This window comes from Breoghania sp., from assembly GCF_030066895.1.
Taxonomy (GTDB): Bacteria; Pseudomonadota; Alphaproteobacteria; order Rhizobiales; family Stappiaceae; genus Breoghania.
In genome coordinates, this window is the sequence record NZ_JASJAV010000006.1 from 23,870 (window position 1) to 38,213 (window position 14,344).

Genomic DNA, 14,344 nt, shown 5'->3' on the forward strand with positions numbered 1-14,344 from the left:
TCCATGGATCAACAGACCATCTTCGAAGCGCTCGTGCTGGGCACGCTCGAAGGCCTGACCGAATTCATTCCCGTCTCTTCAACCGGCCATCTGCTGCTGCTCGGTCATTTCATCGGCTTCGAAAACCCCGGCAAGACCTTCGAAATGCTTATCCAGCTCGGATCGATCCTGGCGATCCTGTCGGTCTATTTCACCCGCCTGTGGGGGCTGGCCACATCTTTGCCGAGTGACCCGCGCAGCCGCTATTTCGTCGCCGGGATCCTCGTCGCCTTCATGCCCGCGGCGGTCATCGGCTTTCTCGCCCATGACTTCATCAAGACAGTGCTGTTCGAATCACCCGCGCTGATCTGCACGACGCTGCTGATCGGCGGGATCATCCTGCTGTGGGTCGACCGGTTCGACCTCAAGCCACGCTACCATAATGTCACACAGTATCCGATGCGCCTCTATCTCGGCATCGGCCTGTGTCAGTGCCTGGCGATGGTTCCGGGCGTCTCGCGCTCCGGCTCCACCATCGTCGGCGCCCTGTTGATGGGAACCGACAAGCGCTCGGCGGCGGAATTCTCCTTCTTTCTGGCGATGCCGACCATGGCCGGCGCCTTCGCCCTCGATCTCTTCAAGGACCGTCACGCCATCACCTTCGACGATGTGGCGATCATCGGGGTCGGCTTCGTCACCGCGTTCATCGCCGGAGTCATCGTCGTGCGCTGGCTGCTCAACTACGTCTCCCGCCACAGCTTCTCGCTGTTCGCCTGGTGGCGTATCATCGTCGGCTTGGCCGGGTTCGCCGGTCTCTATGCGCTCGACTGACGGGGCGTAGACGGCAAATAAAATGCGGCAGGGCCGCCGGGCCCTGCCGCATAAAGATGTCGCAAAAAAGACGAAACCGAATCACGGAGCCCCTCGGGCGCCAGAGCGATCCGGTCTCGCCGACTATCGGGACAGCCTATTTCGCGTGATAGGCGGAATCGAACTGGCCGTGAACGCGGAAGCGCCAGAGATAGGTCAGCAGGATCGCCGCCATCGTCACCGGCGCGATGCCCAGCCCGTCCAGCGTATGCCCGGCCTTCACGGCCTCTTCGCTCACCACATTGTCCGTCTCGAGCAGGCGAACCTGATCGACCGTCAGGAGCGGCTTCGGCAGCACCTGCGCGACGCGCGCGATCGCCCGGGCAAACCCGAAGGGCAGAGAGATCAGCAGCCGCTTGCGCGCCGTGATCTCCAGCATCTGCTTCATGCATTCCTTGAAGCTCTTCACCTGCGGACCGCCGATCTCGTAGACGCCATCAGCTTCCGCCCCGCCCTCGACCGCGCGGGCGACCGCTTCGGCGACATCGCCGACGAAGACCGGCTGGAATTTCGTCTGGCCGCCGCCTATCAGCGGCAGGAACGACGAGATCCGCGCCATGGAGGCGAAGCGATTGAAGAAATCATCCTCGGGATCGAACAGAACGGAAGGCCGCATGATGACCGCCTCCGGCACAGCCTCGCGCACCGCAGCTTCACCCGCAGCCTTCGAACGCGCGTAGCCGGAGGGCGAATTTGCATCCGCCCCGATGGCGGAGACATGGACGACGTCGGTGATGCCTGCATCGCGGCAGGCCTCGGCAACGGCGCGTGCGCCGAAGGCCTGGACGGCATCGAAGGTCTATCGACCACCTTCGGCAAGGATGCCGACGAGATTTACGACCGCATCCGCCCCGGCGACCGCATGGTCGAGCGACTGGGGATAGCGCAGATTCGCCTGGACGGCGTGAATCTGGCCGATAATGTCGAGCGGCTGGAGATGGAAGGCGAGATCAGGACGCCGCACCGCCACACGCACCCGCCAACCACGCTTTGCCAGCGCGCGAACCACATAGCGGCCCAGGAAACCGGAGCCGCCAAATACCTTCACGAGTTCGCCGTTGAGCGGAGTGGTCATTATCACTCCCTTGCTGTCAGCCCACCGCATGCCGCACGAAACCGGCCCCGGCCGCCGTACCTCCCGGCGGTCTGTCGGCTGTCGAAGTCCCCGTTTTACCCCTAGGCGCCGCAGGGGGGACCGGACGGTCCCGCCAATACTGTTTTCCGGCGCCAGGACAAAGACTTCGACCACGCGGCGTTTTCCACATTCCTCATACTGCCTCGACGCCGATCTGTGAAGTAAGCAGGAGACTTGACGCCATATGCCGCGCGCCGCGCGGGGGTGAAAGAGGCATTTTCAAACAGGATGTTGAAAAGGGTACGATTGTCCCGTTGGAAGTGATTGACAAGCCGCGGCGGTGTTCGTATGTATCGTCGCCATCGGCCCAGGTGGCGGAATTGGTAGACGCGCTAGCTTCAGGTGCTAGTGCTCGAGAGGGCGTGGAGGTTCGAGTCCTCTCCTGGGCACCAAATTCCGGTTTCAGACGGACTGCCACAGTCGGAAATTCTCGGAAAAGCTTCTGTTCTCCGGAGCTTTTTCGTATCTGGGGTCCGTCAGGATCTGTCCCTCATCTGCAGTACTCCCCAACACCTTCACCGAGTACCCAACGTCGTAGCGGCGTTGAAAGTGAGACGGCATTCGCAGCATCGGATCCGACTCAAAACGAACCAGGATTCGTCATGGCCGAGAGACAGTTCCGCTCGGCCCGCTGACCGGTTCAAGACCGTGGCGACAGGCCGATTGCGTCATCGGCGAACAGAAGATTTCGGCAGGGCTTCGGACACGCATGCCTTCCGGCGACACTTGGTAAAGAATACATCTGACGGATCAACGCCTGGAGTCAATTCAGATTCGCGACACGGTCGACAAGAGGCAACTCGGATACTGCATTTCTTCTTAGTTGCGAAAGAAGATCACCCAGATCTTCTGCCCTTTTCCGATCCAGATTGATGATTTTCATTGCAGCTGCGGCTGAGGATAAACACGAAAACAATTGCGTCATCTTGCCCGATAACATCGCTCGGCATTTTTTGAATATTGACTTGAGGACGTCAGTTCTGACCACCTATTGATTGCATCCGGTGTTCCCCCTGCCCGAGGCGGATATGAACGGCGATTGGCAAGTCGAATTCAGAGCGTTGCGGTATTTCGCCTGCGTGGCCGAAGATGAAGAGCTTCACGCGCGCGGCAAACCGGCTCCGGATCGCCCAGCCCGCGCTCAGCCGCTAGGTCAAGAAATTCGAGGACGATCTCCAGGTTCAGCTCTTCGTCCGCAATGCCCGCGGCGCAGAACTGACGGAAGCCGGCGAGATTCTGCTCCGGCGCGCCTACCTGATCTTCAATCAAGTGCAACAGACCCACGACGACGTCACCCTCTATGCCAGCCGACCCGCAGGCGTCGTCTCCGTCGACATGCCGCCGACCCCCGGCGAGTTCATCGCACCGCGACTGCTGGAACGGACAAAGGAACGCTATCCGGATATCGAACTCCGCTTCGTGGAGGGCTTCAGCGGCGAGCTGAAACAGAAGCTGAGCAACAACGAAATCGGCGTGGCCGTGATGCACGACCCCACGCCCCGGGAAGACATCCGCATCAGCGAGCTTCTGGTTGAAAGCCTTTGCCTCGTCGGCAAGAAGGGAAAGCTCAACAAGACCGAATACACGCTTGCGGAGGCCAGCAGCTATCCGCTGATCCTGCCAAGCCGTCCCAATTTCCTGCGCATCCTGATCGACGAACACGCAGAACAGCTCAACCTTCCGCTGAACATCATCACCCGGTCCGACGGCATCGGGCACACGAAGTCGCTGGTCAGATACGGGCACGGGTTCACCATCCTGACCTACGGCGCGATCATTTCCGACGTGCAGCGCGGAGCGCTGGAAGCCGCCCCCATTCGCGACCCGGAAATGAACTGGACGCTTTGCGTGGCGATGCGCACCGACCAGATCCAGAAAATGATGCTGGCGGTGATCGAGGAGCTTATCCAGGACGTGGTCCAGGAGCTCATCTCGACGGGCATCTGGAGGTAAGCTATGCCGCTCAGGCATGAAAAATATTCTTCTATTATATTTGAATTATATCTCCCGATCTTTTCAATCGGGCTCGTCTCCGGCATCGGGTTAGGGAAGCCCGGTTGCCATTCTGAATACAGGGCGCTGAAAGAGGCGCCATGGGAGGAAACATGACTGGACTTCCGCGCCGCGGGTTCCTCGGATCCGCAGCTCTCGGACTGGGCATGCTTGCAGCAGCCTGGACGACAGAAGCCGCCGCTGACACCTACAAATGGATCACCTTCAAGCCGCAAGGCGCCGGTGATGCGCAGTCGATCTCGACGCAATGGTTCGTCGACGAGTTCAAGAAGCACACCGACGGTAAGCACGAGATCGAAGTCTTCTGGGGCGGTAGCGTTGCCAAGACCCACGAGATCCCGGATTCTCTCGCCGCAGGCGTCGGCGACTTCGGCGATATCGTCACGCCCTATTTCCCGGACAAGTTCCCGCTGAATAACGCCGTGGGCTTCTTCATTCCGCAGCCGAAGTCGACGATGGAAATAGCCGAGCTGATGGAAGTCTGGCACAAGAAATACCCGCAGTTCGATCAGGAGCTGACCAGCCAGAACCTGAAGGCCATCGGCTATCGTCCGCTGGAATCCTACGGCCTGCTGTGCACGTCGCTGATCCACTCGGTCGCCGATCTCGAGGGCAAGCGGATCCGCACCTATGGCTTTGCCTATCCGGCTCTGGTGTAAGCGCTGGGCGCAACCCCGGTTTCCATCGCGACGTCGGAAGCCTACGAGGGCTGGAACGAAACATCCTCGATTGCACCCCGATCGGCCCGGCTCTGGCGCATGGCTGGAAATACGATGAAGTGGCTCAATACTATATCGAGATTCCGCTGGAGGGGCCTCCTTCGGCCACCTGATCGCCATGAACCTCGACACCTACAATTCAATGGACGATGAGACGCGCGCCGTCGTCGATTAGCTCGGCAAGGACGACGCCAAGGCCTATTTCGACGAACTCGACAAGATCATTGCCGAAGTCCGCGCCGGATGGCCGGAAAAGGGCGTTCAGGTCATCAAGTTCCCCAAAGAGGAACTGACCGCGGTCATCAGCGACGAGCGTATCCAGAACGTGCGCAAGGAGTGGATCTCCCGTGCAAACGCCGCCGGAGTTCCGAGCGCTGAAATCGTCAAGGAACTGAGCTTCTAGCACTCGCCCTCTCCGAATTGGGCTCGGGGGCGGTTCCTGCCCCCGTCTCTCCACTCCCCATCGATCTTGGGGGCGGACAACGCCCCCGTCATTTTCGGAGACATCGCAGATATCTATGTTCGAAAGAATCTGGCGTGGTTACGGCAGATTTCTTCGTTGGTGCGGGCATATCGCGGGTTTCACCACCTTCGCAATGATGTTGCTGGTGATCGCGAACGCCACCTCCCGCTTCTTTTTCAGCGCGCCGGTCTGGGCGCCTTCGAGCTGACCGAGTCCATGCTGACGGTGCTGATCTTCCTGTCGCTCGCGCTCACGCATTTCGAAGGCGGCCATATCCGCGTGGTGCTGCTGACCCACCGCATGCCCCGCGGTTTCCGCAAGGCTGCGAACCTGTTCGCGCTGCTCGCCGGAGCCCTCTTCTTTGCCTGGTGCGCGCAAGTCGCCTGGGGCTACACCATGAAGTCTTACCTCATCAACGAGCAGCAGTGGGGCACCGTTCGCTACCCGCTCTACCCCATCAAGTTCGTGGTTTTCTTCGGCCTGACGCTTCTCGCGATCCAGTATGTCCTCGGATTTGTTCGCGAAATACTCATCACCAAGGACCATGAGGAGTTGGGCCTGTAATGACCGATCTTGAAATCGGCCTCGTCGACATCGTCGCGCTGTTTGCGGCCATCCTGCTCGGCGTCAACGTCATGGTCGGCCCTCGGCGCGGTCGGCGCAGCGGGCCTTGCGGCAATCGTCGGCGTCAAGGGCGCCACGGCCATGCTCTCCACGGTGTTTTTCGACACCACTCACAGCTTCCATTTTTCCGTCATTCCGCTGTTCCTGCTGATGGGCTTCTTCGCCATGCGCGCCGGGCTCAGGGAGGATATGTTCAAGGTCACCAGCAAATGGCTGGGGAACCTCAAGGGCGGACTAGCCATCTCCACGACCATCGGTCGCGGCGGCCTTTGGATCGAGCGTGGGCAAGGCGACGGTCTTCACCAAGCTGGCTCTGCCGGAAATGTTGGCGCGCGGATACGACAAGAGCTTCGCATCGTCGTCCATCGCGATTGCCGGTACGCCGACGGTCGTGATCCCGCCGAGCGCGCTCGTCGTGGTCTACGGCATCCTGACGGATTCCAGCATCGGCGGCCTGCTCATCGCCGGCATCATCCCGGGGCTGGTCTTCGCGGTCATCCTATGCCTGGCGACCTACATCACCGTTCTGCGCAAGCCGGAACTGACTCCGCCCGCCCACACGGACGCGACCTTCAAGGAGAAGGTCTATTCTCTCCGGCTGGCGGACCCGCTGGTCCTCGTGATCGTGTGCATCATCGCAGGCCTCTATCTCGGCATTTTCACGCCGACAGAAGCCGGCGACATCGGCGCAGGCCTGACGCTGATCCTCGCCATCATCCGTCAGCGCGGGATCAAGGGCGTCAGGCTAAGCGAAACGATGCTCGATACCATCCGCACCTCGGCGATGATCTTCGCGATCATCATCTGCGCGCTGGTGTTCTCCAAGTTCCTCGCCCTCAGCGGTGTCGCCAATACGCTGGGCACCTTTCTGACGACGCTCGACGTCAACCGCTGGGTCGTGGTCTTGATCATCGTCGGCATCTATCTGGTGCTCGGCATGATGATGGATGGCCCAGCCCTGCTGGCGATCACGCTGCCGATCACCCATCCGGTGATGATGAAGCTCGGCTTCGATCCGATCTGGTTCGGCGTGTTCGTGGTCCTGCTCGTCGAGATAGGAGCCGGTCACGCCTCCGGTGGGGATCAACTGCTTTGTCGTGCAGGCGGCATCAGAAGGGCGCGTGCGCCTGGAAGACGTGTTCCGCGGGCTCATTCCCTATGTGCTCGCCGGGTTCCTGATGCTGCTTATGCTGTGTCTGTTTCCGCAAATCGCTCTGTTCCTGCCGCAGACGATGAAGTGAGGGACTGACATGAGCCTGAATGCTTCTCCGACCCGCGGGAGCGAACCGGATCTCGTTCCGCGGATCCTGCGCTCGACCCTGATGTCCCCCCTTCGGGCGAAAAGTGCGCATCGCAATGGATGTTCTCGGACTGTCGAAAAGTATCGAGATCGTCCCCGCCGATACCCGGGACGTGGACGATACGCTCCGGCTGCATAACCCGCTCGGCAATATGCCGTGCCTTCTGCTGGAAGACGGCACCGCGATTTACGACAGCCGGGTCATCCTGGAGTTTCTGGATGCCTGGACGGGCCGGAACATCCTCATTCCGCGCGACCCGATGGAACGGGCACTTGCCCTGTCCCGGGCGCCCCTGGCCGACGGTATCGGCGATGCGGCACTCCTGATGATCTACGAACATCGCTTCCGCGAGCCGGAGCAGGTCTCCGAGGTCTGGCTGAGCCATCAGCGCGGCAAGGTCGACCGGGGGTTTGCCGCCATCCGTGCCGATCTGCCCGATCCGAAAAAGACGGACATCGTCTCCATCAGTCTGGCCTGCGCGCTCGGCTATCTCGACTGGCGCAAGTCGGTGGAATGGCGCAGCCGTTTTCTTGATATCGCGGCCTGGCTTGAGGATTTCGCAGCCGCCGAACCTGCCTTCAACCGCACCCGTCGACCGGACGAGGCAAACACATGACCCGCATCCCCCCCTCTCGACCAGGAAAATCTGAGCCCCCGTCAAAGGGAAGTCTACGAGGACATCGCCTTCGGCCCGCGCGGACGCGTGCGGGGCCCTCTGGCCGTCTGGCTCAACCGCCCCGACCTTTGCCGACAGAGCCCAGGCACTGGGGCGCTACTGTCGATACGACAGCAGTCTTCCCCAGCGCTTGTCGGAACTGGCGATCCTTGCGACCGCCCGCGTCTAGATGTCGGAATTCGAGTGGGCCGCCCACAAGCAGATCGCGCTCAAGGCCGGGATTTCGCAGAACATCGTTGAAGCGATCCGCACCGGCCGCACGCCCGTCTTCACCGCAGCGGACGAGATCTATGCCGAAGCTGTCGAGGTGCTCAGATAGGACGCGGTCGTCGATCTGACGGGACTGCTCGGCTACTACACGCTGATTTCCATGACGATCAACGTGTTCCAGATACCGCCTCCCGACGGACTTGCTCCGGAACTCGAATAGCGATTTCCGCTCCCATCGCGCATTCGTACCGTTTTTACATGAGGCCAGCCTTGAACTCGGCTCCGATCACCTTTCATCCTGCCCCGCGCAAACCGTCCTTCGTCATGCCGAAGGACGCCTGCGATACCCATTGCCATGTCTTCGGAACGGCCGCGCGCTTCCCCTACTCCGCGCAGAGCAAACTGCAACCGGGCGATGCGCCCAAGGAGAAACTGTTTGCGCTTCACGACATGATCGGCATCGAGCGCTGTGTCGTGGTGCAGTCGGGCGTCCACGGCTTCGACAATGCGGTTTCCGCCGATGCGATTGCCGCTCGTCCCTGCAAGTATCTCGGTATTGCCCTGCTGCCCGCCGACGTTTCAGACGACGAGATCGCTCGGCATCACGACATGGGCTTTCGCGGCATCCGCTTCAATTACATGGCGCACCTGACCGGCGGCGCCTCGATGGACGAGTTTCTGCGTCTCGCCGACCGCCTGGGGCGTTTCGGCTGGCACCTGCAGATCCACATGGACAACGAGCTGATCGCGGAAAAGGCGCCGGGACTGGCGAAGGCGAGCGTGCCGGTTGTGATCGATCATATCGGCCGCATCGACGCCTCTCTCGGCATGGATCAGGCGCCGTTCAACGCACTGCTCGGCCTGATGGAAAACGATCACATCCTGGTCAAGGTCTCAGGCTGCGAACGCGCCTCCCGCCAGAACCCGCCCTATGCCGACGCTGTGCCCTTCGCGCGCAAGCTGGTCGATGAATATCCCGACCGGGTGCTGTGGGGCACGGACTGGCCGCACCCGAATTTCCGCGCAGATCCGCCCGATGACGGAGATCTGATGGATCTGATCCCTGAGATCGCGCCGACCGTGGAATTGCAGCAGGCGTTTCTGGTCGACAATCCGCTGCGTTTCTACAAGTTCGAGGCGTAAGGAGGGCCCCGTGGCTGGAAGACTTCAGGACAAGGTTGCCATCGTCACCGGTGCCGGCTGTGTCGGTCCCGGTTGGGGGAATGGGTGAGCGGTCTCCGTCCGGTTCGCTGAGGAAGGCGCGAAAATCTTCGCAGTCGATCTCAATCCCGACGCGCTCAAGGAAACCAACGAGCGCACGGAAGCCGTCGGCGGAGAGATCGTCGGCCATATCTGCGACATCACCGACGGAGATGCGGTTGCGGACATGGCGAAGGCCTGCGTCGCGCGTTTCGGCACGGTCGATATCCTGATCAACAATGTCGGCGGTTCGGCCAAGGGCGGGCCGGTCGAAATGAGCGAGGAGATCTGGAACAAGCAGATCGACTTCAACCTGAAGAGCGTTTTCCTGACCTGCAAGAACGTGCTGCCGATCATGGAAGCCAAGGGCAAGGGCGCCATCGTCAACACCTCCTCCACCTCCGGCCTGCGCTGGACCGGAGCGACGCAATCGGCCTATGCCGCGACCAAGGCGGGCGTGATCCAGTTCTCCGAGGTGGTGGCCGTCGAATATGCGACCAAGGGCGTGCGGGTGAACACAGTCGTCCCCGGCCAGTTGCACACGCCGATGGTCGAAGCCCGGCGTGCCGGGGGCGATGTCGATGCACTCCTGAAAACGCGCCTTGCCCGCATCCCGCTCGGCTTCATGGGCGACGGTCGCGACACGGCCAACGCAGCCCTGTTCCTTGCCTCCGACGAAGCGCGCTTCATCACCGGCACGGAAATCGTCGTCGACAGCGGCATGACGGCTCACTGCGACCAGCCATAGCCAGGCGTCCGCCGTGGCCGCGCTCCGCCTTTCTTCTCGTCGCTCGTCTGGACGTAATTTGCCAGGCCGTGTCCTCCGGCGACTAGCTTTGCCCCGGCACGGCAGCTAGCCCTGACTGGATGAAAGTCTGGATCGTAGAGAAATGCCTTTGGACACAAACATGTTGATGGCCGCGCCAACGAGAATGACGGAACAGCCGACAAAATACAATATATACAATTATTTTCTTCAAATAAGGCAGAACTGCGAAGAAATAATTCCGATCCAGAAGACATATTCACCTTCTGAAATAAATTCAGCATCACTAGATCGGCCAAACCATGAGAAAGACCGAAAATTTTCTCAATATCTCATAAAAAATTATATAGTTAAAAATAACTATGAATGAGCAACCTCAAGCATGTTGTGGATTTCGATGTCATATCGAGGCCGCATGGATTTCCGACACGCATCCCGCCTCTGCGTGAGAAGGAGAGGTCATGCCGGGTTCACGTCCCGTCGGGGGCGAGAAAACGGCCGGAACGGGGATCGCTCCCCATTCCGGTCAGGTTCAGGCAAGAACCGTCTTCAATCGCGACAGCCCGTCGAGAAGCGTGCTGCGCGGACACGCCATATTCAGGCGGATGAACCCGTCTCCCGCGGTGCCGTAGGCGGAGCCCGTGTTGATCCGAATCCGTCCCTTCGTCTCCAGCTCCTGCGAGCTCTTGCCCAGCGATCAACAGTCGATCCAGGCGAGATAGGTCGCTTCCTGGTCGATCAGATGCAGATGGGACAGCTCATGGGCCAAGAAGTCGGCGACCGTCAGATAATTCTCGTGGACATAGGCGTTCAGCTCCTCCAGCCAGGGTTCGCCTTCGTTATAGGCGGCGATCGTCGCCTCCACCCCAAGCGGATTGACGTTCGAGACCTCATGCACGTTCAGGGCCCTGTCGACGCGCGCCCTGAGATCGGGATCCGCGATGACGATATTGGCAAGCTGCAGGCCGGCAATGTTGAACGTCTTGCTCGCCGAATTGCAGGTAATCGAGCGGACATTGAATTCGGACCCTAGCGCGGCAAAGGCGCAGTGCTTGTGCCCCGGATGGACGAGGTCGCAATGGATCTCGTCGCTGATCACGGTCACGTCGTGGCGAAAGCAAATCTCGCCGAGCCGTCGCAGTTCCTCCTCGCTCCAAGACCGCCCGACAGGATTGTGCGGATTGCACAGAAGCAGCACACAGGCATCCGGTTCGGCCGCCTTGCGTTCCAGATCCTCGAAATCCATTTCGAAGTAACCGTCGCGGTTGATCAACGGGTTCTCGAAAGCCTCGCATTCCATGTTGCGGATCGAGGAGAAGAAGCAATTGTAGACCGGCGTCTGGACAATCACCTTGTCGCCGGGTTTGGTCAGCGCGCGCAGGATGGCCGAGATCGTGTGCACGACGCCCGTCGTGCACAGCACCCATTCGCGGCTCGATCGTGAGACCGTGGCGACGCTGGAACCAGCTCGCCAGCGCCTCGTAGAAGGCATCGGGAACGCGGGCATAGCCGAAGATACCGTGCGCAACGCGCCGCTGCAGCGCCTCGATGACGGCCGGGGCGGTGCGGAAATCCATGTCCGCGACCCACATGGGCAGGTTTTCGGGATCGCCGGACACGTTCCATTTGAAGGAATCGGTGCCATGGCGGGGAATGACTGTGTCGAAAGCGTAGGTCATGCTTCAGGCTGCGTTGTGACGATCCGTTTCGATCTTGCAAAGGTTCGGATCGATACAGTTCTCGTCGATGCTGCGGGCATGGATCCGTCCCCCTCTCGGGTTCTTCACACTGGGGATCGCGGTGATCACATCCACCTGCACCGTCGAATATTTCGAAGGCGAGGTCGGTTTCGTCCATGCGGCAGTTTTCCATCACGAATCCCGAGGCATAGCACAGGGGCTGCTCGCCGCGGACGGCGCAATTCACCAGTCGCAGATTTTTCGAATGCCAGCCGAGATATTCGCCGTCGAGAACGACGTCATGGATGGTGACGTTTTGCGAGCCCCAGAAGGCATCCTTGGAGGAAATCTCGCTGTTGCGGATCACGATATTGCGGACATCCTGAAACGAGTAGTTGCCGGCGAGCTTCATTGCGTCGATCTCGATGTCGGCACCGTTCATGAAGACATAGTCCACACCGCTCAGATCCACATTGCGCAGGCGGACGTGATCGCAGTTCCACAGCGTTTCGGCCGCATTGGGGAAGGACGAATTCTCGATCGTGAGATGCGAGATGCACCGGAACATCTTCGGCGCCTCGACCCGGCAATCGCGCATGGTGAGATTGCGCGCATACCAGATGGCGGCACGGGCGTAGACGGTGAAAAGACAATCCTCGATGGTCACGCATTTGCTGTGCCAGAAAGGGTACTTGCCCATGAATTCACAATTGCGTGCGCGAATGTCAGCACTGTGCTCGAATGTCAACACTGTGCTTCAGGGCGGATTCACCAGGATAGAAGCGGATATCCTCCAGTTCCGCATCTGTCAGCCCGAAAAGGGGGCGCTCGCCCTCGTAAAAGCGGTTGCGCAAACGGATCATGGTGTCGGCAGCATCGGACATCGAAAGGCTCATTGCTCGGATGGATTGCCATTGCCGTCATCGGGCCGGAAACAAGCGGGCTCTCCGGCCACGGGAGACAAGGCCACCCGCCTCACTCGGGGCGCAGGCTCGGCAATCTGGAAAATCGTGAGAGCGGACCATAATCGCCGGGCCCCGGGCGGGGTATCGGCGCAAAATGACATGCCGGGCATGAACGCCACTCATGAATGACGTCCCCTCACCTCACCGGGTTAGTGCGGTCGCTGGCGTTCCTAGTCGGCTTTCTCGATCCTCAAGGGATATTCGCCGCGCACCAGCAACGGATCGACGGGACCGTCCAGTCGCCCGAGCCGCACGAGGCCCGGAGCATAGCTGTAATCGCGATAGAAGAAGACGATGTCGCCCCAGGGCGCGTAGTAGCAGAAGTCCCCGGCGCGCCCGTCGGAGAAATGGCCGCTGCCGCCCAGTTCCAGCTTGCGCGGCGGATAGGCGATCTTCTCGTTGCTGGAATAGTCCTCGATGGACAGATCGAGCGGCAGAAGGGAGAAGAGATCCCGCGCCGGCCGACTGTCATTCAGTGTGACGGTGAATTCCTGATCTGCGAAGCGGCAGAGAATACGCATCCGAACCTCGGTTTCCTGGGCCCAAAGCCCCTTCGGTGCAACAATGGGCGCCAGAGCGCTGCCCAGAACAAGACGGCGCGAACATCTGCCGCCTAACCTTGAAGGTTCCCCTCACCCCATTCTTGCGCGCCTCTTTTCGTGTGACATCACCCGAGACGACAGTGCCATTGTCGACACATCGGCAAACGGGACCGAGGCCGTCGGCTGGATCCATTTCGCCGGACGTCGCAAACGCGGGAAGCGGCGAGGTTCCGGGTCGGGCACTCAGTTTTTTGCTCGCGGAGTGATGTAGATATTGGCGGGCGGGCAACTATCCCTCGTGCGCCACTGCCATTGATGAGCGAGGTTCATCGATCAGGCGTTTGCGCAATCACGTTGCGGGATCCGCACAGCGCCGAGGCATCTTGCCCGCAGGCGAGACACCGCGACGGTTGGCAGGGCCCCGGGGTTCTGGCATACACGGGACCGACGCACCGGGGAGCCATATTCCCAAGGGCTTTCTTTTTTCGATTCCAGTGAGACATCCCGAATGACCATCCGCCTGCACAAGGGTGATTTGCCCTCTCTCGACGCCTATCCCGAGAAGGGCGCTGTTGCCGTCGACACCGAGACGATGGGCCTGCAGCCGCATCGCGACCGGCTGTGCGTGGTGCAGCTGTCGCTGGGCGACGGGTCGGTCGACGTGGTGCAGATTGCCCAGAGCCAGACGGAAGCCCCCAATCTTGCGCGTCTTCTGAGCGATCCAGACCGGGTCAAGATCTTCCATTTCGCCCGCTTCGACATCGCTGCGCTGAAGAACGGTCTGGGGATCGACACCAATCCGGTCTTCTGCACCAAGATCGCCTCCAAGCTGGTGCGCACCTATACCGATCGGCATGGCCTCAAGGATCTGGCGCGGGAACTCATCGGCGTGGAAATGTCCAAGCAGCAACAGAGCTCGGACTGGGGCGCCGAGGAGCTGAGCGAGGCGCAGCTCAACTATGCCGCGTCCGATGTGCTATATCTGCACGCGATGCGCAACGAGCTCGTGATCCGGCTGGAACGGGAAGGACGCACGGAGATCGCGCGGGCCTGCTACGAATTCCTGCCCACAAGGGCGGCGCTCGATCTTGCCGGGTGGTCCGAAGTCGATATCTTCGCCCATTCGTAAGGTCGGTTCGTGAGGCCCGGCACTCCGGTGCCATCTTGTCTTGTTCCCCTTGGCCGCGTTCGTCCGGTCACTT

At 60.6% G+C, this 14,344-nt stretch carries 14 protein-coding genes, 1 tRNA gene and 3 pseudogenes; 13 read left to right on the forward strand and 5 right to left on the reverse strand.

Annotated features, from left to right (window positions below):
- Positions 1-3 precede the first annotated feature (3 nt).
- Entirely contained in the window at positions 4-810 is an 807-nt protein-coding gene (locus QNJ43_RS08890) for an undecaprenyl-diphosphate phosphatase (RefSeq protein ID WP_300469210.1), read from the forward strand.
- Between the two features lie 136 nt (positions 811-946).
- Here QNJ43_RS08890 and QNJ43_RS08895 read toward each other — a convergent pair.
- Positions 947-1,924: pseudogene (locus QNJ43_RS08895) on the reverse strand (complex I NDUFA9 subunit family protein).
- A gap of 365 nt (positions 1,925-2,289) precedes the next feature.
- Between QNJ43_RS08895 and QNJ43_RS08900 the strand changes: the two are divergent.
- Positions 2,290-2,376 (forward strand) — tRNA-Leu (locus QNJ43_RS08900).
- 661 nt (positions 2,377-3,037) lie between these two features.
- Here QNJ43_RS08900 and QNJ43_RS08905 read toward each other — a convergent pair.
- Positions 3,038-3,268, reverse strand: coding sequence for a hypothetical protein (locus QNJ43_RS08905; RefSeq protein WP_300469213.1), 231 nt, complete (start codon positions 3,266-3,268; stop codon positions 3,038-3,040).
- On the opposite strand from QNJ43_RS08905, the gene QNJ43_RS08910 reads away from it, so the two are divergent.
- Complete coding sequence (locus QNJ43_RS08910) at positions 3,254-3,937, forward strand: LysR substrate-binding domain-containing protein (RefSeq protein WP_300469215.1); 684 nt, start codon at positions 3,254-3,256, stop codon at positions 3,935-3,937. The two genes, QNJ43_RS08905 and QNJ43_RS08910, sit on opposite strands and share 15 nt — an antisense overlap.
- 152 nt (positions 3,938-4,089) lie before the next feature.
- Complete coding sequence (locus QNJ43_RS08915; RefSeq protein ID WP_300469218.1) at positions 4,090-4,656, forward strand: hypothetical protein; 567 nt, start codon at positions 4,090-4,092, stop codon at positions 4,654-4,656.
- A gap of 199 nt (positions 4,657-4,855) precedes the next feature.
- Here the strand turns inward: QNJ43_RS08915 and QNJ43_RS08920 are convergent, their stop codons facing one another.
- Entirely contained in the window at positions 4,856-5,122 is a 267-nt protein-coding gene (locus tag QNJ43_RS08920; protein ID WP_300469220.1) for a hypothetical protein, read from the reverse strand.
- 63 nt (positions 5,123-5,185) lie between these two features.
- Here QNJ43_RS08920 and QNJ43_RS08925 point away from each other — a divergent pair, with 63 nt between their 5' ends.
- The 7 genes and pseudogenes from QNJ43_RS08925 (at position 5,186) to QNJ43_RS08955 (ending at position 10,588) form a co-directional block, all read left to right on the forward strand.
- The gene (locus QNJ43_RS08925; protein WP_300469222.1) at positions 5,186-5,743 is read left to right on the forward strand and encodes a TRAP transporter small permease; all 558 of its coding nucleotides are present in this window, start codon (positions 5,186-5,188) and stop codon (positions 5,741-5,743) included.
- Positions 5,744-6,074: 331 nt separating this feature from the next.
- Positions 6,075-7,052: pseudogene (locus QNJ43_RS08930) on the forward strand (TRAP transporter large permease subunit); the annotation flags it as partial.
- Between the two features lie 107 nt (positions 7,053-7,159).
- On the forward strand, positions 7,160-7,720 hold the full coding sequence (locus tag QNJ43_RS08935; protein WP_300469224.1) for a glutathione S-transferase family protein: 561 nt from the start codon (positions 7,160-7,162) through the stop codon (positions 7,718-7,720).
- 229 nt (positions 7,721-7,949) lie between these two features.
- A complete protein-coding gene (locus QNJ43_RS08940; protein WP_300469226.1) occupies positions 7,950-8,099 on the forward strand; it encodes a hypothetical protein in 150 nt (49 codons plus the stop codon).
- Between the two features lie 161 nt (positions 8,100-8,260).
- Positions 8,261-9,133 carry an amidohydrolase family protein gene (locus QNJ43_RS08945; protein ID WP_300469229.1) on the forward strand — a complete coding sequence of 291 codons (873 nt, stop codon included), beginning with the start codon at positions 8,261-8,263 and terminating at the stop codon, positions 9,131-9,133.
- 103 nt (positions 9,134-9,236) lie between these two features.
- Positions 9,237-9,938 (forward strand): annotated as a pseudogene (locus QNJ43_RS08950) (SDR family NAD(P)-dependent oxidoreductase); the annotation flags it as partial.
- A 479-nt stretch (positions 9,939-10,417) separates the two neighbouring features.
- Positions 10,418-10,588 (forward strand): hypothetical protein, encoded by a 171-nt coding sequence (locus QNJ43_RS08955; protein ID WP_300469231.1) that lies wholly within the window; start codon positions 10,418-10,420, stop codon positions 10,586-10,588.
- A gap of 65 nt (positions 10,589-10,653) precedes the next feature.
- On the opposite strand, the gene QNJ43_RS08960 is transcribed toward QNJ43_RS08955, so the two are convergent.
- Entirely contained in the window at positions 10,654-11,448 is a 795-nt protein-coding gene (locus QNJ43_RS08960) for an aminotransferase class I/II-fold pyridoxal phosphate-dependent enzyme (RefSeq protein ID WP_300469233.1), read from the reverse strand.
- 308 nt (positions 11,449-11,756) lie between these two features.
- Between QNJ43_RS08960 and QNJ43_RS08965 the strand changes: the two genes are divergently transcribed.
- The gene (locus QNJ43_RS08965) at positions 11,757-12,662 is read left to right on the forward strand and encodes a hypothetical protein (protein WP_300469235.1); all 906 of its coding nucleotides are present in this window, start codon (positions 11,757-11,759) and stop codon (positions 12,660-12,662) included.
- A gap of 108 nt (positions 12,663-12,770) precedes the next feature.
- Here QNJ43_RS08965 and QNJ43_RS08970 read toward each other — a convergent pair whose 3' ends face one another.
- Positions 12,771-13,121, reverse strand: coding sequence for a cyclophilin-like fold protein (locus QNJ43_RS08970; RefSeq protein WP_300469238.1), 351 nt, complete (start codon positions 13,119-13,121; stop codon positions 12,771-12,773).
- 529 nt (positions 13,122-13,650) lie between these two features.
- On the opposite strand from QNJ43_RS08970, the gene QNJ43_RS08975 reads away from it, so the two are divergent.
- Complete coding sequence (locus QNJ43_RS08975; RefSeq protein ID WP_300469240.1) at positions 13,651-14,271, forward strand: ribonuclease H-like domain-containing protein; 621 nt, start codon at positions 13,651-13,653, stop codon at positions 14,269-14,271.
- The last annotated feature ends 73 nt before the right edge of the window (positions 14,272-14,344 follow it).